Here is a 21,697-nt window from a genome sequence, read left to right on the forward strand (position 1 = left end):
GCACCGGCAGATACCTCTTGGCGATGTGAACCCGTGTCCTCCCCCGCGGGCGGGAGCCTCAGTCCTTCTGCGGGCAGACGCAGAAGAGGTGCCCCTCGGGGTCGGCGAGGACGACCCACCGGCCCTCACCGGGCTGGAAGTCCGGCTTGGAGGCGCCGAGCTTCAGGTAGTCCTCGACCGCCTGCGCCACGTCCGGGACGAGGACGTCGAGGTGGAACTGCTTGTCGGGCCCCGGCCAGGTGGACGGCCTGCGGTCGGGGTTCTGCTGGAAGTAGATGTTCATCGTGCCGTCGCCGATCCCGGCGTAGGTGTCCTCGGCGTACTGCACCTCGTAGCCGAAGACCTTCGAGTAGAACTCGGCGAGCCCCCGGGGGTCGGCGCAGTCGATGTTCACGGCGAGGAATTTCGCGGTCGTTGTCATGACCCTCATCGTGCCGCCCATACCTGCCATGTGCTGTCAGGTACGGGCCGAAAACGCGGATCTCCCGGATCGGCGAGGCTCCCGCGCCCGGCCCCCGGTACGGCGGGCGGACCCCTTCCGGCCGGTCGCGTCACATGCCGGGGCCACGGCCGCGGCACGTGGCACGGACACGACGTCCGGAACCCGCCGGAACCCGAGGCCGGGCCGGCGTTATACAGGGTGAGGGGGAAAAGGGCGCGTTCCAGCCGCCGCCCATGTGACCCGGACCCGAGCCGGGTGCCCCGGTTCCCACCGACGCGACACCGAGGAGCGAGCATGCCGACACCGATGGCGGTCACCCCGCACGAACGCGTGGCGGGCACCGACTGGGCCGGCCTGGCCGAGGAGATGGACGCCCACGGCTGCGCGCTGACCGGTCCAATCCTCACCGGGGACGAGTGCCGCGAGATCGCCGGACTCTACGACGAGGTCTCCCGGTTCCGTTCGACGATCGACATGGCACGGTTCCGCTTCGGCCGCGGCCAGTACCGCTACTTCGACCGGCCCCTCCCCCACCTGGTGGAGCAGCTGCGGCAGGCGTTCTACCCACGGCTGCTGCCCATCGCCCGCGACTGGGCGACCAGGCTCGGCAGGCCCGCGCCCTGGCCGGACAGCCTGGACGAATGGCTCGCGATGTGCCGTGCCGCCGGGCAGACCAGGCCGACGCCCATCCTGCTGCGTTATCGCGGCGGTGACTGGAACGCCCTGCATCGCGACCTGTACGGAGACCTGGTGTTTCCGCTGCAGGTCGTGATCGGCCTGGACCGGCCGGGCACGGATTACGACGGCGGGGAGTTCCTGCTGGTGGAACAGTGCCCCCGGGCCCAGTCGCGGGGTACGGTGACGCTGCTGCCTCAGGGTCACGGGCTGGTCTTCACCACCCGCGACCGGCCGGTCGCCTCCGCGCGGGGCTGGTCCGCCGCTCCGGTACGGCACGGCGTCAGCACGGTACGGCGCGGCCTGCGGCACACCCTCGGGCTGGTCTTCCATGACGCGGTCTGACGTCCGCCCGGGCTGGCCGCGACAGACCGGCCGCCCGGTCCACACGGGAACCGGAGGGCATGGCGCCATGCGAACGGCCTCGCCGCTGCTTCACGGGATGCGGGCCACCGAGACGATCACACCCCCGCACACGGCCGCCGAACTGGCCGCGCTGCTCGGCCTGCTGCGTGCCCAGCGCCCCAGGATCAGGACCGTCACGATCGGCCACAGCCGCGACGCCGTCTCGGCGGCCGCCGCGGCGGCGTTCGCCGACGCCTGGGAAGGGAAGATCCTCGCGGTGGTCGACTGGCCGGAGGAGGCCGCCTCCTGGCTGCGCCCGGCCCGGCGTTTCACCGCGGGCCCCCCGGACGCCTGGGTGGTGGCCGGCGTCCCTCTCGGCTGGGCCCAGATGAGCCGCCGCCTGCGGCACAGCACCGGCTGGCGGCCGGCGAGGACCTTCGGCTTCGCCTCCGTCACGCGAAGCGCGGCGCTCGCCGGCCCCGGCACGCTGGAGGGCCTGCGCGGCGCCGCGTTCGACGGCGGCACCTGGGAGATCGGTCCCGGCCTGATCACCTTCTTCCCGCCATGGACCGAGCGGGGACCGTCACCCGATGACCGTAAGGTCGCCGCGTACGGACCGCGTGGTGACCGGTTCCGCGGAGCCGGAGCCGCGGAGGCTTGGGCTCCCGGCCGGGGACCGCGTTAGGATCCATCCGTGCGCATGCTGATCGTTTCTCCGCCGCCCGCCCGCTGACGCGGGCGGTTCCCTCTCCTGACGACCGGATCCGAGCGATCCGGTGGGTGGCTGCCGCCCGCACACGTGCGGCCTGACAACCACCTTCCTTTGGAGAGAACTCCATGACGCACGTCTCCGTACGGCGAGGCCTGCTGTACGTCTCCTTCGCGGCGACCGCCTGGGGCACCGGCGGCGCCGCCGGGGCGATGCTCCGCCTCTCGGGCGGACTGGACCCCGTCTCGATCTCGTTCTGGCGGTTCGCCGCCGGAGCGGCGACGCTCCTTCCGATCCTCCATCTCATCGGCCGGAACCGGGGCCGCGAGACCCGGCGGACCGCTCGCCCCGGCCTCCGGCGGCCGGCTCCGGTCCGTGACATCCGGCTTCCCGGCCGGGCCACCGCTTCCGGCATCCCGGGCGTCGGCGGGTTCGTGCTCGCCGGTGTCCGGCGGTACGGCCGGATCGCGGCCACCGGCGTGGCGATGGCCGTCTGCCAGACGGCCTACTTCGCGGCCGTCGCCTCCTCCGGCCTGGCCGTCGCCACGGTGGTGACGATAGGCGCGACCCCGGTGTTCGTGGCCGCCGCGGCGCGGCTGCTGCTGGGCGAGCGACTGGGCGCGGCCGGGCTGGGCTCCGCGGCGGTCGCCCTGGCGGGCCTGGCCATGCTGGTCCTCGACGGCGGCCCGGCGTCCTTCTCGGCGGCGGGCACGGGCTGGGCGCTGCTGTCCGCGGCCGCCTACGCGGGGGTGACCCTGCTCAACCGGGCCTTCTCCGCCGAGCCGTACGCCGCGACCTTCGGCGGCTTCGCCGTCGGCGGCCTGTGCCTGCTGCCTCTGGCGCTGTCCGGGGGGCTGTTCCCGGACGGCGACCCGCTCGTCTTCTGGGCGGCCGTCGCCTACCTGGGCGTCGTCCCGACGGCGCTGGCCTACGTCCTGTTCTTCACCGGGCTGGGATCCGTCCGGGCCACGACGGCCTCGGTGATCTCGCTCGTGGAGCCGGTCGGGGCGGCGGCCATCGGGATCATCGCGTTCGGCGAGCGGTTCACCGCGCAGGGCGTCGCGGGCGCGGCCCTGCTGCTCGCCGCGGTGGCCCTCCTCGCCCTGCGGGAGAGGAGGGAACCCGCGCCGGTGACCGGCTGATCCCCGGCACGGTCCCGCGCCCGCCGTCCGGCGGCGCGGGACCGCGCACCGGGACCGATGTCCCGGACCGCGCACGACCGGACGCGGGACCGGACGGCGGGGACGCGGGGACCGCGCCCCGGGGCCACCCGGCCCGGTGTCAGTCGAACATCTCCGGCTCGGCCGCGCTGATCTGGTCGTAGAGGGGCTGGAAGTTGACCCAGCCGACCAGGTCGTTGCCGATCTGCCCGTGGGTGAGCTTGGCGTTCTCGTGCTCGATCGGGACGGTCGGCCCGGCGGCCTTGGCCAGCAGCTGCGCCTGGCACGAACGCTCCATCGTGATGAACCACCAGGCCGCGGCGTCCACCGAGTCGCCCACGGTCAGCAGGCCGTGGTTGCGCAGGATGACCGCCTTGCCGGACCCCAGCGCCGCCGCGATGCGGCGGCCCTCCTCCGTCTCCAGGACCACGCCGGTGTAGTCGTCGAACAGGGCGTGGTCCTCGTAGAAGGCGCAGGCGTCCTGGGTCAGCGGCTCCAGCAGCGTGCCCAGCGACGACAGGGCCTTGCCGTACACCGAGTGGCTGTGGGCGGCGGCGACCGCGTCCGGCCGGGCCTGGTGGATCATCGCGTGGATCGCGAACGCGGCCTGGTTGACGTGGTAGCGGCCCTCGACGACCTGCCCCTCGTGGTTGACGAGGATCAGGTCGCTGACCTTGATCCGCTTGAACGACATGCCGAACGGGTTCACCCAGAAGTGGTCGGGGTGCTCGGGGTCGCGGGCGGTGATGTGCCCGGCCACGCCCTCCTCGAAGCCGAACCGGCCGAACAGCCGCAGCGCCGCCACCAGGCGCTCCTGGCGGTGGCGGCGCTCGTCGGCCACGTTCTCGAACTTCTGCGGCAGCCGGAAGGTGAGCTGGTCGGCGGGGATCGGCTTGAGGTCGGACAGGCTCATCGTGCCTCCAGTGCGAACGGGTCGGGATGGGCGGGGACGAAGCGGAGGGAGATCACAGGAGGGGATCACAGGGCCGGCCGGAGCGGGCCGGCCGGAGCGCGGGGCCCGGGCCGCGACGGGTCACCGGACCGACAGGACGGACGGGTCGAGACCGGCGGGCGAGCGGTGTCCCGCGAGCCCGAGCGTGAGGTCGAGTTCGGCGAGCAGGCTCCGCACCACGTGGCGCACGCCGTCCTCTCCGCCGGCGGCCAGCCCCCAGACGTACGGCCTGCCCAGCAGCACGGCGCGCGCCCCGAGGGACAGGGCCTTGAAGATGTCGGCGCCGGTGCGGATCCCGGAGTCGAACAGCACGGTGAGCCGGTCGCCCACGGCGGCGGCGATGCCGGGGAGGGTGTCCAGCGCCGCCACGGCGCCGTCGATCTGCCGGCCGCCGTGGTTGGAGACGACGATCCCGTCCATCCCGGCGTCGGCGGCGCGCAGGGCGTCGTCGACGTGCTGGATGCCCTTCAGGACGATCGGCCCGTCCCAGTTGTCGCGCAGCAGCGGCAGGCGGTCCCAGGTGTGGGAGCGGCCGTTGAACATCGGCGCCCACTGCATGATCGCCGCGTTCAGGTCCTCCTCCACCGGGCGCGCCAGCCGGGAGCGGAAGACCGGGTCCGACAGCGGGATGGCCAGGCCGGTGCCGCGCAGGAACGGCAGGTACGCCTGGTCGAGGTCGTTGGGCCGCCAGGCCAGGGTCCAGGTGTCCAGGGTGACGACCAGGGTGTCGTAGCCGTTCCCGGCCGCCCGGTCGAGCAGGCTGAGCGTGACCTCGTCGTCGTGCGGCCAGTAGAGCTGGAACCACCGCGGGCCTTCGGGACCGGCGGCCTCGGCGACCTCCTCCAGCGTGTGGGAGGAGGCGGTGCTCAGGATCGCGGGGACGCCGAGGGCCGCCGCCGCCCTGGCGGTCGCGAGCTCGCCGTCCGGGTGGACGATCGACTGCACGCCCACCGGGGCGAGCGCGACGGGGGCGGGGTAGGTTCTGCCGAACAGCTCGGTGCGCAGGTCCCTGACCGAGGCGTCGCACAGCATCCGGGGCACGATGCGCCACCGGTCGAACGCCTCGCGGTTGGCCCGGTCGGTCGCCCCGGTGCCGGCCGAACCGGCGACGTACCAGTAGGGGCCGGGGTCGAGCTTCTCCCTGACGGCCTGTTCGAGCCTGCCGACGTCGGTCGAGTACGGCGGGAGCCGCCCGGCCAGCCCGTTCAGGTAGATCTCGTACTGGTAGTCAGAGAAGTTCACGGGTCAAGCCTGTCCCGGATAGAGGGAGATGTCCATATTCACCGCGGGTCCGCGACCTTCCGCGTTCGCCGCGGGCCCGGCCCCTCCGCCGGGCGGGTGAGGAACCGGGAAGCCGGCTTCGCTAAAGCTGCTTCAAGAACCGGAAAGCGGGCGATTCGGTCCCTCGCTCCGGACCTTCGCCTTCCTACCGTGGTCGCCGAATACGGCCGCCGGGCGACCTCCGCCCGCGGTCCGATCACGGGGAGGAACCCATGTACGGCAAGAGAGAACTGACGGCGCTCGGCACGGCGCTTCTCGCCGCCCTCGCCATCGGGGCGGTCTCGGTCTCGGCGGCCTCGGCCGCGCCGACCCCGGCGGGCACGGCGGATACCGCGCAGAGCGCGGCGCAGCCCACGATCGCGCCGCGCAGGCCGCCCCAGGACGACTACTGGCGGGGTTACCGGGACGGCTACCGCGCCGCCGGCCAGGACTGCGTGTCGGCCTACGCGAACTCGCTGAGGTCGCTGGCCTCCCCCGGCATGACCCGGATGAGCGACTACGACAGGGGATGGCTGGACGGCTACGACGACGGCTACGCCCGCTTCTGCAGGCGCCCTCCCCGGTAGCCGGCCCTTTCCCGGAGAGGGGACGGTCACCGCGGCCGCCCCTCCCGGGCACGGCGACGCGCCGGGTCGCCGCGCCGAGACACACCACAAATCACGAAAAAGGGCCTTAAAGCTCTGTTTATCGCATTCCCCCACGACACGTGATCCGTCCCCTGGGTACGGTGAGGCGACACCGGAACCATGGCCCCGGAAGCGGGCGTTGGAGGGAACGTGGCCTCGATAACCGCACGCATCAGACGATTCCTGGAGCGCCCCGGCTCGATCGATCTCGCACCCTTCCAGCGGATCGTCGCGGCGGCCGGGGAACGCGAGGACGACCTGCGGGCGGCGGACGAGCTGCCCCGGCCCTCCACCGACGACCTGGCCGGGTTCTGCGCGATCATGCGCGAGGCCGCCCGCCGTACGCTGGGGCTGCGGCCGTACGACGTGCAGCTCGTCGGCACCCTCGCCATGCTGTCCGGCAACGTCGCCGAGATGGCCACCGGCGAGGGCAAGACCCTGTCCGGGGCGATGGCCGCCGCCGGATACGCCCTGCAGGGCAAGCGCGTCCACGTGATCTCCGTCAACGACTACCTCGCCCGGCGCGACGCCGAGTGGATGGGTCCGCTGTACGAGGCGGTGGGCGTGTCGGTCGGCTGGATCTCGGAGTCCGCCACCCCGGACGAGCGCCGGGCCGCCTACGCCGCGGACGTCACCTACGGCTCGGTGAGCGAGATCGGCTTCGACGTGCTGCGCGACCGGATCGTCACCGACGTGGCCGACCTGGTCGTGCCCGAACCGGACGTGGCGCTGGTCGACGAGGCCGACTCGGTGCTGGTGGACGAGGCCCGGGTGCCGCTGGTGCTGGCCGGGGCCGCCGACCCGGGCGACGCGGCGCCGGAGACGGCGGCGCTGGTCCGCCGGCTCGTCAAGGGCTACCACTACGAGATCGACGACCAGGAGCGCAACGTCCACCTGACGTCCCGGGGCATCGACACCGTCGAGGAGGCCCTCGGCCTCGACCTGTACGACACCCCCGCCGCCCTCACCGAGGTCAACCTCGCCCTGCACGCCCACGCGCTGCTGACCAGGGACGTCGACTACATCGTCCGCGACGGCAGGGTCCACCTGATCAACCCCTCCCGGGGCCGGGTGGCGATGCTCCAGCGCTGGCCGGACGGCCTCCAGGCCGCGGTCGAGGCCAAGGAGGCGCTCGCCCCGTCCGAGAGCGGCGAGGTCCTCGACTCCATCACCGTCCAGGGGCTGATCACCCGCTACCCGCAGCGGTGCGGCATGACCGGCACCGCCGTCGCGGTCGGCGACCAGCTCCGGGAGTTCTACGACCTCAGGGTGGCCGTGGTCCCGCCCAACCGCCCGTGCGTGCGGATCGACGAGCCGGACCGGTTGTTCGAGTACGCGATGGAGCGGGACCACGCCCTGGTCGACGAGATCGCCGAGGTGCACGCCACCGGACGGCCGATCCTGGTCGGCACCCTCGACGTCGCCGAGTCCGAGCGGCTCGCCGGAAACCTCGCCGGCCGCGGCCTGGACTGCGTGGTCCTCAACGCCAAGAACGACGCCGAGGAGGCGGCGATCATCGCCCGGGCCGGGGAGCGCGGCGCGATCACCGTCTCCACCCAGATGGCCGGGCGCGGCACCGACATCCGTCTCGGCGAGGGTGTGGAGGAGCTCGGCGGGCTGTACGTCATCGGCTCCGGCCGGCACGCCAGCAGCCGCCTGGACGACCAGCTCCGCGGGCGCGCCGGCCGTCAGGGCGACCCGGGCGGGTCGGTCTTCCTCGTCAGCGGCGAGGACGACCTGATCACCCACTACGTGGCCGACGAGTACGCCAGGGGTGTGCCCGACCGCGAGCTGGTGGGCCACGCCCAGCGCGTCGCCGAGGGCGTGGACATGGAGATCCACCGCAACACCTGGCGCTACACCCGGCTGCTCGAACAGCACCGCGCCATGGTCCTCGGGCTGCGCGAGAAGGTGCTGCGCGGCCGTTCGGCGAGTGACGCCCTGTCCGGGGCCGCCCCGGAGCGGTGGACGGAGCTGTCGGAGCGCGTCGGCGAGGACGTGCTCGACGAGGCCGCCCGGCAGATCGTCCTGTTCCACCTCGACCGCTGCTGGGCCGACCACCTGGCCTACCTCGGCGAGCTGCGCGAGGGCATCCACCTGCGCGCGCTGGGCCGGCTGAGCCCGATCGAGGAGTTCAACAAGGAGGCCAAGCCGGCCTACGAGCGGATGCTGGCCGAGGTGGAGTCCCGCTCGATCGCGGCGTTCGAGGCCGCCGAGATCACCGCGGACGGCCTCGACCTCGACGGCGCGGGCCTGAAGCGGCCCACCGCGACCTGGACCTACCTCGTCCAGGAGAACCCCTTCGGCACCGAGTGGGAGCGCATCCTCAACCGCCTGACCACCAAGGTCCGCCGCCGCTGACCCCCGCGCCGCCCGCGGGTTCCACACGCCCGCGGCCGGGCGGCCCGGCGCACCCGAGGACCGCACGTTCCGGCCCGGCGGTGCCCGCGGCGGTTCGGCGTCCCCGCGGCGCTACGGGTTCCACGCCTCCGGCTCGGCCACCCAGCCGGCCGCCAGCACGAGGCCGCTCGTCCGGTCCGCGGCGAGGAACCCGAAGGGTCGGGTGAGATCGACCTCGACCCTCCGCACCCGGTGGGCGGGCCGCGTCACCGCCGCGGCCGTGACCATGCCGAAGGCGGTGACGGCCGCGGCCTCGAACCCGGTGGCGGAGAACGTCGCGACCGCGTCCTGCCTGGCCTGCCCGACGGCGAGCGGTTCGTCGCCGATGCCGGGGAAGTGGCCGCGGCCGGTGTCGGTCACCGCGGCCAGGCCGAACACCTCCGGCAGCGCCGTCAGGTCGTGCGAGGAGGCGACGGTGAACCGCGGCACCGTGACGGCCAGCAGGTCGCCCGGCTCGTGGGAGCGTTCGCTGGAGACGGTGACGCCCGGCCCCGCGTCCCCCTCCGCCAGGGCGTCGCCGTCCACCGCGGGGTGCCGCCCGGCCAGGACGCCGATGCCCTGGCTGAGGATCTCGCCGGCCGTACGGGACTCCTCGCCGAGGAGGAGGTGCACGTCCACCTCCCCGTCCCCCTCGATCCGGAGCGCGGTCAGCGGCCCGGCCGGGGTGCCGGCGACCCGGACCCGTCCGGGCGTCCGGGTGGTACGGCGCAGCACCGCGACCGGCCGGCCGGCCCACGGACCGGCGACGGGCTCGGCCCCCTCGTCGAGGAACGGGTGGCGCCAGGCGGTGCGGACGGTGAGCGCGCCGGCCAGCACCAGGCGCGTGTCCCCGGTCACGGACACGGGCAACGCCCGTATCAGCCCGCCGGTCCGGTCCGCGGCCCACGCGTCCAGCGCGGCCCGGTCGTCCTCCGGGACGCCGGTCAGCTCGCCGCGCAGGTGCTCCGGAAGCGCGGCGGTCCACGACGGCCGCAGCCGCAGCCCCCGCCCTGTCCACAGCCCGAGCGCCGCGCGGACCGCCGGCGAGCCGTCCAGGATCGCCAGGACCTCACCGGCCGCCCGGGCCGCGCCGGCGGCGTCCACCCCGACCGCCCGCTCCAGTTCCTCGCGTCCCGGCCCGTCGGCGGCCGAGGCGAGGTACGCCAGCAGCGGCCAGACACCCGCCCCCGCCAGCACGGTGGACGACTCTCCGGAACAGGCCGCGGCCCAGCGCGCGGTCAGCGCGTTCACCGCCGTGACGAGTTCCCCCTGCGATCCGCCGAGCACCATGCCCACCTCCGGGGTGAGAGTCCGTCGGAAGGCGCGATCATCTCACCACCTCCCATACCGGGCAATGCCCTCCGCCTCCACCTGTGGCACACCGCCGGCCCTTTCGCCCTTCCCACCGTCAGGCCCGGAGAACGGGGATCAGTACGGTGGGGCGGTGCAGGCGGTGATCTCGGCGTTCGCCCCCATCTGGCTCATCGGCGCCCTCGGCTGGCTGGCCGCCCGGTCCGGGTGGGCGGGTGAGGAGTTCCAGCGGACGCTCACCCGGTTCGCGTTCACCCTGGCGATGCCGGCCGTGCTGTTCGGCACGCTGAGCCGTACGCCGCTGGACCGGATCCAGCCGCTCCCGCTGCTCGCGTTCGCCGTCAGCACCTTCGCCGTCGGTCTGGCCGCGCTCACGCTGCGGCGCGGCAAGCTGCCGGACCGGGTGGTCGCCGCGATGGCGTCGGCCTACGTCAACTCCGGCAACCTCGGCATCCCGGTCGGCCTGTACGTCCTGCACGACGCGACGTTCGTGGTGTCGGTCATGGTCTTCCAGGTCGCGCTGGTCTCGCCGCTGATCTTTCTCGGCCTCGGCGCGGAACGCCCGTCCCCGCTGGCGCCGCTGCGCACGCCCATCGTGGTGGCCTCGCTCCTCGGGCTGGGCGTGTCCGCCCTCGGCCTGCACCCGCCCGAACTCGTGACGAAACCCCTGGAGATCCTCGGCGGGGCCGCCGTACCGCTGGCGCTCTTCTCGCTCGGCATGTCGCTGAACGGCTCGGCCGTCGCCTGGCGGGGGACCCTCCCGGTGGTGGCGCTCAAGCTGCTCGCCCAGCCGCTCGTGGCCTTCCTCGCCGGGAGGTTCCTCCTCCACCTCGACGACCACGCGCTCTTCGCGGCCGTCCTGTTCGCGGGGCTGCCCACCGCGCAGAACACCTACGTCTACGCCGTCGAGTACGGCCGCGCCGCCGACCTGCCGCGCGACGCCATCCTCGTCTCCAGCGTCCTGTCTCCCCTCACCCTCGCCGCCATCGTCCTCACCGCGGCCCCCTGACCCCCTCCGGCCTTCTCGGACCGGTGGCCTAACGCGACCGGTAGGCGTCTCCCCGATGCTGAACGGTGACCACCTGAACGATGACCCGGCCGTCATCGATCAGGTACAGAACCCGATATTCCCCTCGACGGGCCGACCATTGAGGAGCCAGCGGCTCATCGAGCGGCTTACCCACGCGGCGGGGGTTGTCCAGCAGCGGCCCGGTGATGAACTCCCAGACAGCGGGCACGACCTTCGCGGGCAGGTGCTCGGTGAGGTCCTGTCTCGCGCGACGGGTGAGACGAAGCTCGTACCGGTCGCTCACAAGCGGCCGATCCGGCGCAGCTCCGCTTCCACGTCGGCTTCGGAGTGGGTGCGTCCCGCCCCCAGATCGGCCAGCCCTTCACGGATGGCCTCAACCGTCTCCGCCGAGGAGAGGATGTCGATCATCTCACGCATCGTCTCGTAGTCATCGGCGGCCAGCAGCACGGCGGCGGGCACGCCGTTACGGGTGATCTCGAATCGTTCATGCGTGCTGATGGCGGACTCGACGATGCCGGACAGCCTCGCACGAGCGTCAGCCAGAGGAAGAACCGTCATGTACATAATTATAGTCAAAGCCCTTCGGGGGATGGGCGACATCGCCGGCTCCAGCGGTCCGAGATGGCCGGGGCCTGAGGAGGTGACGTCGGAGAAGCGCCCCGCCAGAGCCGTTCGGGACCGCCGGAGTGCGTCGGTGACTTCGAGGTCACGATTACGCTCGTGACGATGGTTCCGCCGGCGGGGCTGTGGCTATGGTGGTGATCGTGACCACCGCCAGCGCGTCCCGGCCGGTCGGCGAGCTGCTGCGCCAGTGGCGGGAACGCCGACGGATGAGCCAGATGGACCTCGCCCTGCAGGCCGACATCTCCACCCGGCACCTGAGCTTCGTGGAGACCGGGCGGTCCAAGCCGAGCCGCGACATGATCCTGCGGCTGGCCGAGGAGCTGGACCTCCCGCTGCGCGAGCGCAACCATCTCCTGCTGGCCGGGGGTTTCGCGCCGGTCTACTCCGAGACGCCGCTCAGCTCGCCGCACATGACCTCGGTGCGGGAGGCGCTCGGCCAGGTACTGCACGGCCACGAGCCGTACCCGGCGGTGGTCGTGGACCAGCGGTGGAACCTCGTGGACCGCAACGCCGCCACCGGCGTGCTGCTGCGCGGCGTCGCGCCGGAGCTGCTCGACCCGCCGGTCAACGTGCTGCGGCTGAGCCTGCACCCCAAGGGGATGGCCCAGCGGATCATCAACCTCGGCGAGTGGCGGGCCCACCTGCTGCACCGGCTGCGCCGCCAGATGAGCCTCACCGCCGACCCCGACCTGGCCGCGCTCTGGCGGGAGCTCGACGGCTACCCCTGCGACCAGCCCGAGCCGGAGATCGAACGGCCCGGCCCCGGCGACATCGTGATCCCCCTGCGGCTGCGTCGCGGCTACCGCGAGCTCGTCTTCTTCAGCACGATGGCCACCTTCGGCACCCCGCTGGACATCACCGTCGCCGAGCTGGCCATCGAGGCGTACTTCCCGGCCAACCCGGAGACCGCCGCCTACCTGCAACACCAGCACCACCCCGACTGACGGCCCGCGGCGGACCCCGGCCAGGCGTCCCCCGAACCCGTACGGCGGAACCCGGCCCGGTGTGACCGAACCCGGGTCCGGACCCGTACGGCGGACCCCTGATCCGGCCCGACGCGGCGAAGCCCGGGGCACACATTTGCCGAAGCGATCCCTTCCCTCGCCGACGGCCGGGTATGACCCTCTCTCACCAGCGAGGGAGGAAACGACATGGCACAGACCGTGGCCGAGGTGATGACCCGCGACCCGGCGACCGTGGACGCCGCGCAGCCCGTGTCCGTGGCGGCCCGGCTCATGAGCAGCCAGGACACCGGGGCGGTGATCGTCACCGTGGACGGCAGGGTGAGCGGGATCGTGACCGACCGCGACATCGCGGTCCGCGTCGTGGCCGAGAGCAAGGGGCACGAGACGCCCGTGCTGGAGGCCTACAGCGGTGACCTGGTGACCGTGGGTCCCGACACCAGCATCGACCAGGTGGTGCAGCTGATGCGCTCGAACGCCGTCCGCCGGATCCCGGTGGTCGAGGGCGACCGGGCCGTGGGCATCGTGAGCATCGGCGACCTGGCCATCGAACGCGACGAGGAGTCGGCGCTGGCCGACATCTCCGCCGCCCGGGAGAACAACCCCTGACGGCCCGCCTCCGGGTCCGGGCGCCGGTCCTTTCCGGCCCCGGCCCCGGATCCGGGCGGGCCCGGGTGACCGCGTCGCTCAGCCGGTGACCGGGACGATCCGCGCCTCGGCCAGCGTGCCGTTCTCGATCCGCAGCAACCCGACGGTGCCGTACGGCTGGCGGCGCCGGTCGGTCGGCGAGCCGGGGTTGAAGATCCGCAGGCCGCCCTGGTCCTCGCCGCCGCTCTCGTCGAGCGGGATGTGGGAGTGACCGAAGACGACCAGGTCGGCGGCGGGGAACCGGCGCCGCATCCGGGTCAGGCGGCCCTTCGCCGCCCCGCTGTCGTGGATCATCGCCACGCGCAGCCCGTCGAGGTCGAGCTCCAGGGTCTCGGGCGCCACCACGTCCGGCCCGTCGTTGTTGCCCTTGACCGCGCGCACCGGCGCGTAGCCGACCAGTTCCTCCAGCACCTCCGGGACGCAGACGTCCCCGGCGTGCAGGATCAGGTCGGCGTCGCGCAGGTGCTCGGCCACCCGCGGCGGGCACGACTTCCACCGCCGCGGCGCGTGCGTGTCGGACAGGACCACGACCTTCATCCCCCCATCCTCCCCGTCACGGCCGGCCGTATGTCCGGAGTTCCCATATGCCCGTGGCACGGTGGAAATCCGGGTGACACGCCTGTCCGGCGGGTGCTGGGATGGCCCGATGGACGCTGACGAGATGCTCGCCCTGTTCGACCGGCGGATGCGGCGGGAGGCGCGGGCCGACGCCCCGGGAGCCCGGATCGAGCACGTGGAGGTCCCCGGGCCCCCGGGCGGGCGGGCCGGCGTCGTGGTCCGCCAGGTCGGCGGTGACGGCGACTGGAACGGCGTCCTGTGGTCGGATCTGGACGAGACCACGGCCGACGCGGCGATCGCGGCCCAGACGCTGTTCTTCGGCTCGCTGGGACGCGACTTCGAGTGGAAGCTGTACGGCCACGACCGGCCCGCCGACCTCGGCGAGCGCCTGCGGGCCGCCGGGCTCGTCCCCGAGCCCGAGGAGACGGTGATGGTCGCCGAGATCGACGGCCTGCCCGCCGGGACCGGGCTCCCCGAGGGCGTCCGGCTGCGCCCGGTGACCGGCCCCGCCGGCGTGGACCTCATGGTGGAGGCCCATGAGCTGGCGTTCGGCCGGAGCGACCCCGGGATGCGGCGGCAGCTGCTCGACCGGCTCGCCGGGAACCCGGAGACGACCGTCATGGTCGTCGCGACGGCCGGGGACCTGCCGGTGAGCGCGGCCCGTATGGAGCTGCACCCGGGCACCGGGTTCGCGAGCCTGTGGGGCGGCGGCACCGTGCCCTCCTGGCGGGGCCGGGGCGTCTACCGGGCGCTGGTCGCCCACCGGGCCCGCATCGCAGCCGAGCGCGGCTACCGGTATCTCCAGGTCGACGCCTCCGACCAGAGCCGCCCGATCCTGCGCCGCCTCGGCTTCGTCCCGCTGACCGTCACGACCCCGTACATGTACGAGCTGTGAGCGCGCCGGCTCCCCGGCCCCGGCCCCGGACACCGTGCGACCTGGGCGCCGGGCCGGGGCGCCCCGGCCCGGCGCGGCCGGCCGTACTGAACTGGCCTTTCTTCGTCGGTTTCCGAATCCCCCACCGCCCCGCCGCCCTCCTCACACCCGGCCCTCGGCGGCGACCTGATCTCCGGGAAGGGGAGCTTCCACGCGACCACCGAGGTCGCGGCGGGCGTGGTCGACGGGCCCGGGCCACTCCCCTGAGCAGGCCGTCGGCCTTCCGGGTGGTTTGGTCAAGATTTGAGTAAAAAGTCCAGGTGTCGTGGCTCACCCTGTTGACGCCGTAATCCACATGGACACATACTCGCCCTCATGAGCCCACAGAAGTCCACAGAAACGGGCACGCATGCTGCCCGCTGAACGGCACTCGCGGATCGGCGAGGCGCTCCGGACCTCCCGTGTGGTCAGCACGGAGGACCTCTCCCGCGAGCTCGCCGTGTCCGCGGAGACGATCCGCCGCGACCTGGTGCTCCTCGAACGCCAGGGAAAGCTGGTGCGCGTTCACGGAGGCGCGACGATCGCGCTCGGGCGGCCCGCCGGCGAGGAGGCGCCGTTCGCCGAGCGGTCGGTGACCGCCGCGGAGGCGAAGCGGCACATCGGGCACGCCGCCGCCGCGCTCACGCGGCCCGGCCAGACGATCGTGATAGACGTGGGGACCACCGCCGTCGAGGTGGCCCGCGCCCTGCCGATGGACTTCTCCGGCACCGTCGCCACGTGCTCCCTGCTGGTCGCGGCGGAGCTCGCCGAGCGGCCAGGGGTCGAGATCCTCGTCTGCGGAGGTAGGCTCCGCAAGGGAGACCTCGCCCTGTCGGGGCCGGTCGCCCAGTCGTTCTTCGAGGACCTGAACCCGGACCTCGCCTTCCTCGGGTCCGGCGGCATCGACGCCGCGGCGGGCCTGACCGACTACTACCTGGACGAGATCGCGGTCCGCAGGATCATCCTGAGGAACGCGGCCCGGTCGTACGTGCTGGCCGACTCCGGCAAGTTCGGCCGGATCGCCCGCCACCGGGTCGCGGGCGTGGAGGAGTTCACCGGTCTCATCACGGAGGCGGAGCCGCCGCCGAGCGTCCGGGACGCCGTCACCCGCGCGGGCGGGGTGATAGCGCTGCCCTGAGACGTCTCCCCGATGGTTCGAAGGCCGGGCGGCGCGGCAACGCCACCCGGCGTGGACCCCTCACAATGCGCCATCTCACAGGAAACACAGAGGTCGAGGATCCATGTCCCAGTATTCACCATCCCCACCCCCGTCCGGTGATCAGGCGACCGCCGGAGGCGTCGAGGAGTTCGGTTACCAGCAGGCGATGAAGCGCGGCACCGGCCGTTTCGCCTCGTTCGCGGTGGCGTTCGCCTTCGTCTCGATCGCCACCGGCATCTTCACCACCTACGGCTCGGTGCTGAACAGCTCGGGACCGGCCGGCATCTGGACCTGGCCGCTCGTGATCGTCGGGCAGCTCGCCGTCGCGTTCATCTTCGGCTCCCTGGCCGCCCGCATCCCGGTGACCGGCTACTCCTACCAGTGGACGTCCCGGCTGGCGAACCCCGTGCTCGGCTGGATCATCGGCTGGATCTCGTTCACCTTCCTGGCGATCGTCGTCGTGGCGGTCGACTACACCATCGCCTCCACCGTCCTGCCCGTGCTGCTCCGGTACGAGGGGACGGCGCTGAACGCGTGGGTGATCACCGGGGTGGTCATCCTGGGCCAGGCCTTCCTGGTGGCGCTCTCCACGAAGTGGACCGAGCGGGTCAACAACTTCGCGGTGACGGCGGAGCTGATCGGCATGGTCGCCCTCGTCCTGCTGCTGCTCGGCGTGGGGTTCGTCGCCCGCGAGGTCGACTTCGCGAACCTGTTCGACACCGGCGCCGTCCCGTCCGAGGGCTACCTCCACTTCGGGACCCTCACGTCCGCGGGCCCGTGGATGCTGGGCTTCCTGCTCGGCGCGTTCACGATCGTCGGCTTCGAGTCGGCGGCCAACCTCGCGGAGGAGACGAAGGACCCGGCGCGGGTCGTCCCCCGCGCGATGTGGCAGGCGGTCCTCGCCTCCGGCGTGCTCGGCTTCCTGTTCCTCATCGCGGTGACCCTGCTCGCCGGCGACCCGGTCGAGCTGGCCAAGTCGGCGACGCCGATCGCCGACGTGATCACCCGGGTGCTCGGCCCGGTCGTGGGCACGGCCCTGCTGGTGCTGGTGGTCGTCGCGATCTTCGCCTGCGGCATGGTGATCCTCATGACCGGGGTGCGCCTGGTGTGGGCGATGTCCCGCGACGAGAGGTTCCCCGGCTGGCAGGCCTGGCGGAAGATCTCGCCGCGGTTCGGCACGCCGCTGAACGCCACCGTGCTCATGTGCGTCATCGGCGAGCTGATCCTGGCGATCTTCTCCACCCGGACCGACGCGCTGTTCGGCCTGTTCGCCGCCGCCACCCTGCTGCCCGCCATCATCTACACCGCGACCGTCGTGCTGTACGTGGTCAAGCGCAGGGTGCTGCCGCCGAGCAGGGGGTTCTCCCTGGGACGGTGGGAGATCCCGGTGATCGTCGTGGCGCTGGTCTGGCTCGTGTTCGAGCTGCTGCTGTTCCGGGACTCCTCGTTCGTGGACCCGTGGACCTACGTGCTGATCATGCTCGTCCTGGGCGCCCTCTACCTGGGCTACCTCCTGTTCTCCCGGGGCGGGGCGGCGGGCCTGGCGATGCCGACGATGCGCTCCATCGACGCGGAGCTGGACGCCGACGCCGAAGCGGCCGGGCACACCGGAACGACCGACGTGAACCGGAGCCGGGAACGATGACGACCGTACTGGCCATCGACCAGGGCACCTCCGGCACCAAGGCGGTCGTCGTCGACGGCGACGACACCGTGCTCGGCCTCGCCGAGCTGCCCGTCCGGCCCGCCTACCTGCCCGGCGGCGGGGTCGAGCAGGACCCCCGGGAGCTGCTCGACTCCGTCCTCGACGCCGGCCGCCGGGCCGTCGCGCAGGCGGGCGTCCCCGTCGACGCCGTCACGCTGGCGAACCAGGGCGAGACCGTCCTGGCGTGGGATCCCGCCACCGGCGAGCCCCTCTCCCCCGCCATCGTGTGGCAGGACCGCCGCTCGGAGGGCCTCTGCGCGGAACTGGCCGGGCACGCCGGCCGGATCGCGGAGGTCACCGGGCTGGTCCTGGACCCGTACTTCTCCGCGCCGAAGATGGCGTGGCTGCGCCGGAACGTGACCGCGGAGGGGGTCGTCACCACCTCCGACTCCTGGCTCGTCCACCACCTGACCGGGGAGTTCGTCACCGACGCCGCCACCGCCAGCCGGTCGCTGGTCACGCGGCTCGACGACGCCGAATGGGACGCCGGGCTGCTCGACCTGTTCGGGCTCGGCGGGGAACGGCTGCCGCGCATCGTCTCCTGTGACGAGGTGGTCGGCCACACCACCGCCTTCGGCGGGAACGTCCCCGTCGCCGGGCTCGTGGTCGACCAGCAGGCGGCGCTGCTCGCCCAGAACCGCCTGACGGCCGGCGACGCCAAGTGCACCTTCGGCACCGGGGCGTTCCTGCTGGCCAACACCGGCACCTCGGCCGCCCGCTCCACGGCGGGACTGGCCGCCTCCGTCGCCTGGCGGGCCAGGGGCGAGACCTCCTACTGCCTCGACGGCCAGGTCTACACGGCCGCCTCCGCCGTACGGTGGATCCAGGACCTCGGCCTCGTCCGCGACGCCGCCGACCTCGACGCGGTCGCCGCCGACGACGCCGAGGGGGTCATGTTCGTCCCGGCGCTGGCCGGGCTGGCCGCCCCCTGGTGGCGTCCCGACGCCAGGGCCGCGTTCACCGGGATGACGCTCTCCACCGGCCCGCGGCACCTCGTGCTGGCCGTGCTGCAGGGGATCGCGGCGCAGGTCGCCGGGCTCTGCGACCTCGTCGCCGCCGACCTCGGCCGGCCGCTGACCACCCTGTGCGTGGACGGCGGGCTCACCCGGAGCCGGGTCCTCATGCAGGCGGTCGCCGACCTGACGCAGCTCCCGATCGGCGTCTACCCGTCCCAGCACGCCACGCCGCTGGGCGCGGTGGCGCTGGCCCGCGCCGCACTGAACCCCTCCCTCCCCCTCCGGGAGGCGGTGCCGGCGTGGGAACCCGCCATGACATACGAACCTCGATGGTCCGCCGACCGGGCGGCCGGCTTCCGCTCCCGCTGGGAGAACGCGGTGGCCGGCGTCCTGGCGCGGGAGGGGAACCAGTGAGCACCACAGACAGGAACACGACCGCGAACGGCGACGCCTCAGCCACGTTCGACGTGGTGGTGATCGGCGCGGGCATCGTCGGCTCCGCCATCGCCCGCAAACTGGCCGGCCACGAACTGAGCGTCGCGCTGCTCGACGCGCGCAACGACGTCGGCGACGGCACGAGCAAGGCGAACACCGCCATCCTGCACACCGGCTTCGACGCGAAACCCGGCACGCTGGAGTCCCGCCTGGTGCGCGAGGGCTACCACCTGCTGTCCGACTACGCCGAGCGGACCGGCATCCCGATCGAACGCACCGGCGCCCTGCTGGTGGCCTGGAACGACGAGGAGCTGGAGGCCCTGCCCGGCCTGAAGGAGAAGGCCGAGCGGAACGGCTACGACCGTACGGAGATCGTCGGCCCCGCCGAGGTGTACCGGCAGGTCCCCCACCTCGGGGAGGGCGCGCTGGGCGGCCTGACCGTCCCCGACGAGTCCGTCATCTGCACCTGGACCACCAACCTGGCCCTGGCCACCGACGCCGTGCGGCGCGGCGTGACGCTGCTGCTGAACCGCAGGGTCGAGGCGGTCGAGGAGCGCGGCGGGACGACCGTGCTGCGCACCACCGGCGGGGACGTGACCACCCGCTGGGTCGTCAACGCCGCCGGTCTCGGCTCCGACGTCATCGACCGGATGTTCGGCCACGACCGCTTCACGGTCACGCCCCGCCGCGGCGAGCTGCTGGTCTACGACAAGCTCGCCCGCCCGCTGGCGGACAGGATCATCCTCCCGGTGCCCACCTCGCGTGGCAAGGGCGTGCTGATCAGCCCGACCGTCTACGGCAACGTCCTGCTCGGCCCCACCGCCGAGGACCTCACCGACCGCACCGACACCGGCACCTCGGAGAAGGGCATCGCCTTCCTGCTCGAAAAGGGGCGCAAGCTCATGCCGGAACTGCTGGAGGAGGAGGTGACGGCGACCTACGCGGGCCTGCGCGCGGCCAGCGACCACTCCGACTACGTCATCGACGCCGACGCGCGGCGGCGCTACGTCCTCGCCGGCGGGATCCGCTCGACCGGCCTCACCGCCGGCATCGCGATCGCCGAGTACGTCGCCGGGCTCGCCGGGGAGGCCGGCCTGGAACTGGTGCCGCGCGAGGACCTGCCGGAGCCGCCCCGCATGCCCAACCTCGGGGAGGCGTTCCCGCGGCCCTACCAGGACGCCGCCCGGATCGCCGCCGACCCCGCCTACGGCAGGGTGGTCTGCTTCTGCGAGCGGGTCACCGCCGGGGAGATCCGCGACGCCTTCCGCTCGCCGATCCCCCCGGCCGGGCTGGAGGGGCTGCGCCGCCGTACCCGGGCGATGAACGGGCGCTGCCAGGGATTCTTCTGCGGCGCCGAGGTCGGGAGACTGATGGAAAGCCGGGGCGCGGACGCCTGCGGACCCCGCGTCCCCCATGAGAATCGCGAGCACGGCGGGGAACGCCGCTCGCCGGAGGCCCGCCGATGAGCACCGACACCGACACCACGCCGGCGAGCGCCGGCGTCACCACCCTCACCCCGGCCGTCGTCATCGTCGGCGCGGGACCGTCCGGGCTGAGCGCCGCCCGCGAGCTCGCGCCGCGGGTCGGAGGCGAGGTCCTCGTCCTGGACCGGGAGAGCACCGCCGGCGGCATCCCCCGGCACAGCGACCACCCCGGCTACGGGATCAGGGACATGCGGCGCTTCATGAGCGGCCCCGCCTACGCCCGGCGGCTCGTCGAGCAGGCCCGGGCCGCCGGCGCGACGATCCGTACGAACGCGACCGTGACCGGCTGGGCCGGTGAGCGCACGCTGGAGGTCACCACCCCGCAGGGCCGTCTCCGGGTCGAGGCGGGAGCCGTCGTCCTCGCCACCGGCGCCCGCGAGCGTCCGCGTCCCGGCCGCCTCATCCCCGGGGACCGCGGCCGCGGCGTCTACACCACCGGCCACCTGCAGAACATCGTCCACCTGCAGCACGGCAAGGTCGGCAGGAGGGCCGTCATCGCCGGCGCGGAGCTGGTGAGCTGGTCGGCCGCGCTGACCCTGCGCGAGGCGGGCTGCGCGACCGTGCTGATGACCACCGAGTATCCCCGGCCCGACTCCTACGCCCTGTTCAACATCGGCGGCCGGGCCTTCTTCCGGCCCCGGATCGCCACCCGAACCCGGGTGTCGAGGATCATCGGCAAGCCGGACCTCCGGGCGGTCGAGATCGAGAACCTCGACACCGGCGCGCGTCGGATCGTCGAGTGCGACACCCTCGTCCTCACCGGCGACTGGATCCCCGACCACGAGCTCGCCCGCGCCGCCGGGATCACCCTCGACCCGGGCACGAAGGGCCCACTGGTCGACAGCGCGTTCCGGACGGACCGGCCCGGCGTGTTCGCCGTGGGCAATCTGCTCCACCCGGTCGACACCGCCGACATCGCGGCGATCGACGGCGCCCGCGCCGCCCGTTCCGTCCTCGCCTGGCTGAACGGCGGGAGCACGCCCGACGGGCAGGTGCGCCTCGTCGCCGAGGCGCCCTTCCGGTGGGTGACACCGGAGGTCATCCGCCGCGGCGACCCCGCCCCGGCCCGCCGCCGCCTGCTGCTGTGGAGCGACCGGTTCATCCCGTTCCCCCGGGTCGTCCTCCGGCAGGACGGGAAGGTCGTCGCCCGGAAACGGCTGTGGTGGCCGGCGTCCCCGGGCCGGGTGTTCCGCGTCCCGTCGATCATGCTGACCTCGGTGAACCCCCAGGGCGGACCGGTGAGCATCGGCGTGGAGGACTGACGGCGTGCCGGAGGTCCCCGCCCTCCCCTGACCACCGGCGCGCGGCGCGGCCGCCCCCGGCGCCGCGAGCGCCGCGGGCGG

21 protein-coding genes are annotated in these 21,697 nt (G+C 73.3%); 14 read left to right on the plus strand and 7 right to left on the minus strand.

What is annotated here, in order from left to right:
- Positions 1-58 precede the first annotated feature (58 nt).
- Positions 59-421 (minus strand): VOC family protein, encoded by a 363-nt coding sequence (locus IEZ10_RS16165; RefSeq protein WP_189247323.1) that lies wholly within the window; start codon positions 419-421, stop codon positions 59-61.
- A gap of 315 nt (positions 422-736) precedes the next feature.
- Between IEZ10_RS16165 and IEZ10_RS16170 the strand changes: the two genes are divergently transcribed.
- The 3 genes from IEZ10_RS16170 to IEZ10_RS16180 all read left to right on the plus strand — a co-directional run bounded on the left by IEZ10_RS16170 (position 737) and on the right by IEZ10_RS16180 (position 3,313).
- Entirely contained in the window at positions 737-1,462 is a 726-nt protein-coding gene (locus IEZ10_RS16170; protein ID WP_189247324.1) for a 2OG-Fe(II) oxygenase, read from the plus strand.
- A 67-nt stretch (positions 1,463-1,529) separates the two neighbouring features.
- The gene (locus IEZ10_RS16175) at positions 1,530-2,147 is read left to right on the plus strand and encodes a hypothetical protein (protein ID WP_189247325.1); all 618 of its coding nucleotides are present in this window, start codon (positions 1,530-1,532) and stop codon (positions 2,145-2,147) included.
- 152 nt (positions 2,148-2,299) lie between these two features.
- Positions 2,300-3,313 carry a DMT family transporter gene (locus IEZ10_RS16180; protein ID WP_189247326.1) on the plus strand — a complete coding sequence of 338 codons (1,014 nt, stop codon included), beginning with the start codon at positions 2,300-2,302 and terminating at the stop codon, positions 3,311-3,313.
- A 139-nt stretch (positions 3,314-3,452) separates the two neighbouring features.
- On the opposite strand, the gene IEZ10_RS16185 is transcribed toward IEZ10_RS16180, so the two are convergent.
- Together IEZ10_RS16185 and IEZ10_RS16190 are read right to left on the minus strand one after the other, a co-directional pair.
- Positions 3,453-4,244, minus strand: coding sequence for a class II aldolase/adducin family protein (locus tag IEZ10_RS16185; protein ID WP_189247327.1), 792 nt, complete (start codon positions 4,242-4,244; stop codon positions 3,453-3,455).
- A gap of 120 nt (positions 4,245-4,364) precedes the next feature.
- Entirely contained in the window at positions 4,365-5,525 is a 1,161-nt protein-coding gene (locus IEZ10_RS16190; RefSeq protein WP_189247328.1) for a lactate 2-monooxygenase, read from the minus strand.
- Positions 5,526-5,776: 251 nt separating this feature from the next.
- Here IEZ10_RS16190 and IEZ10_RS16195 point away from each other — a divergent pair, with 251 nt between their 5' ends.
- Both IEZ10_RS16195 and secA2 read left to right on the plus strand, forming a co-directional pair.
- Entirely contained in the window at positions 5,777-6,130 is a 354-nt protein-coding gene (locus IEZ10_RS16195; RefSeq protein WP_189247329.1) for a hypothetical protein, read from the plus strand.
- Between the two features lie 219 nt (positions 6,131-6,349).
- The gene (secA2, locus tag IEZ10_RS16200; RefSeq protein WP_229811355.1) at positions 6,350-8,551 is read left to right on the plus strand and encodes an accessory Sec system translocase SecA2; all 2,202 of its coding nucleotides are present in this window, start codon (positions 6,350-6,352) and stop codon (positions 8,549-8,551) included.
- A gap of 111 nt (positions 8,552-8,662) precedes the next feature.
- Here the strand turns inward: secA2 and IEZ10_RS16205 are convergent, their stop codons facing one another.
- Positions 8,663-9,859 carry a serpin family protein gene (locus IEZ10_RS16205; protein ID WP_189247331.1) on the minus strand — a complete coding sequence of 399 codons (1,197 nt, stop codon included), beginning with the start codon at positions 9,857-9,859 and terminating at the stop codon, positions 8,663-8,665.
- Between the two features lie 154 nt (positions 9,860-10,013).
- On the opposite strand from IEZ10_RS16205, the gene IEZ10_RS16210 reads away from it, so the two are divergent.
- Complete coding sequence (locus IEZ10_RS16210; protein WP_189247332.1) at positions 10,014-10,889, plus strand: AEC family transporter; 876 nt, start codon at positions 10,014-10,016, stop codon at positions 10,887-10,889.
- A 28-nt stretch (positions 10,890-10,917) separates the two neighbouring features.
- Here IEZ10_RS16210 and IEZ10_RS16215 read toward each other — a convergent pair whose 3' ends face one another.
- The gene (locus IEZ10_RS16215; protein ID WP_189247333.1) at positions 10,918-11,193 is read right to left on the minus strand and encodes a type II toxin-antitoxin system RelE family toxin; all 276 of its coding nucleotides are present in this window, start codon (positions 11,191-11,193) and stop codon (positions 10,918-10,920) included.
- Entirely contained in the window at positions 11,190-11,468 is a 279-nt protein-coding gene (locus IEZ10_RS16220; RefSeq protein ID WP_229811320.1) for a type II toxin-antitoxin system Phd/YefM family antitoxin, read from the minus strand. The genes IEZ10_RS16215 and IEZ10_RS16220 overlap by 4 nt, the downstream gene beginning before the upstream one ends.
- Before the next feature lie 206 nt (positions 11,469-11,674).
- Between IEZ10_RS16220 and IEZ10_RS16225 the strand changes: the two genes are divergently transcribed.
- Both IEZ10_RS16225 and IEZ10_RS16230 read left to right on the plus strand, forming a co-directional pair.
- Positions 11,675-12,478 (plus strand): helix-turn-helix domain-containing protein, encoded by an 804-nt coding sequence (locus IEZ10_RS16225; RefSeq protein ID WP_444545400.1) that lies wholly within the window; start codon positions 11,675-11,677, stop codon positions 12,476-12,478.
- A 207-nt stretch (positions 12,479-12,685) separates the two neighbouring features.
- The gene (locus tag IEZ10_RS16230) at positions 12,686-13,105 is read left to right on the plus strand and encodes a CBS domain-containing protein (RefSeq protein WP_189247336.1); all 420 of its coding nucleotides are present in this window, start codon (positions 12,686-12,688) and stop codon (positions 13,103-13,105) included.
- A gap of 78 nt (positions 13,106-13,183) precedes the next feature.
- Here IEZ10_RS16230 and IEZ10_RS16235 read toward each other — a convergent pair whose 3' ends face one another.
- Entirely contained in the window at positions 13,184-13,681 is a 498-nt protein-coding gene (locus tag IEZ10_RS16235) for a metallophosphoesterase family protein (RefSeq protein WP_189247337.1), read from the minus strand.
- Positions 13,682-13,790: 109 nt separating this feature from the next.
- Here IEZ10_RS16235 and IEZ10_RS16240 point away from each other — a divergent pair, with 109 nt between their 5' ends.
- From IEZ10_RS16240 to IEZ10_RS16265, 6 genes are all read left to right on the plus strand, one after another.
- Positions 13,791-14,597, plus strand: a complete 807-nt coding sequence (locus IEZ10_RS16240) for a GNAT family N-acetyltransferase (protein ID WP_189247338.1) — start codon at positions 13,791-13,793, stop codon at positions 14,595-14,597.
- Between the two features lie 388 nt (positions 14,598-14,985).
- On the plus strand, positions 14,986-15,753 hold the full coding sequence (locus IEZ10_RS16245) for a DeoR/GlpR family DNA-binding transcription regulator (RefSeq protein WP_189247339.1): 768 nt from the start codon (positions 14,986-14,988) through the stop codon (positions 15,751-15,753).
- 103 nt (positions 15,754-15,856) lie between these two features.
- Positions 15,857-17,419 carry an amino acid permease gene (locus IEZ10_RS16250; protein WP_189247340.1) on the plus strand — a complete coding sequence of 521 codons (1,563 nt, stop codon included), beginning with the start codon at positions 15,857-15,859 and terminating at the stop codon, positions 17,417-17,419.
- A complete protein-coding gene (locus IEZ10_RS16255; protein ID WP_189247341.1) occupies positions 17,416-18,849 on the plus strand; it encodes an FGGY family carbohydrate kinase in 1,434 nt (477 codons plus the stop codon). The genes IEZ10_RS16250 and IEZ10_RS16255 overlap by 4 nt, the downstream gene beginning before the upstream one ends.
- Positions 18,846-20,336 carry an NAD(P)/FAD-dependent oxidoreductase gene (locus IEZ10_RS16260; protein ID WP_229811321.1) on the plus strand — a complete coding sequence of 497 codons (1,491 nt, stop codon included), beginning with the start codon at positions 18,846-18,848 and terminating at the stop codon, positions 20,334-20,336. Before IEZ10_RS16255 ends, IEZ10_RS16260 begins: the two co-directional genes overlap by 4 nt.
- Positions 20,333-21,616 (plus strand): NAD(P)/FAD-dependent oxidoreductase, encoded by a 1,284-nt coding sequence (locus tag IEZ10_RS16265; RefSeq protein ID WP_189247343.1) that lies wholly within the window; start codon positions 20,333-20,335, stop codon positions 21,614-21,616. The genes IEZ10_RS16260 and IEZ10_RS16265 overlap by 4 nt, the downstream gene beginning before the upstream one ends.
- Positions 21,617-21,697: the final 81 nt, after the last annotated feature.

Origin of the sequence: Streptosporangium pseudovulgare, assembly GCF_014648055.1 — a bacterium.
In the GTDB taxonomy this organism is placed as follows: Bacteria; Actinomycetota; Actinomycetes; order Streptosporangiales; family Streptosporangiaceae; genus Streptosporangium; species Streptosporangium pseudovulgare.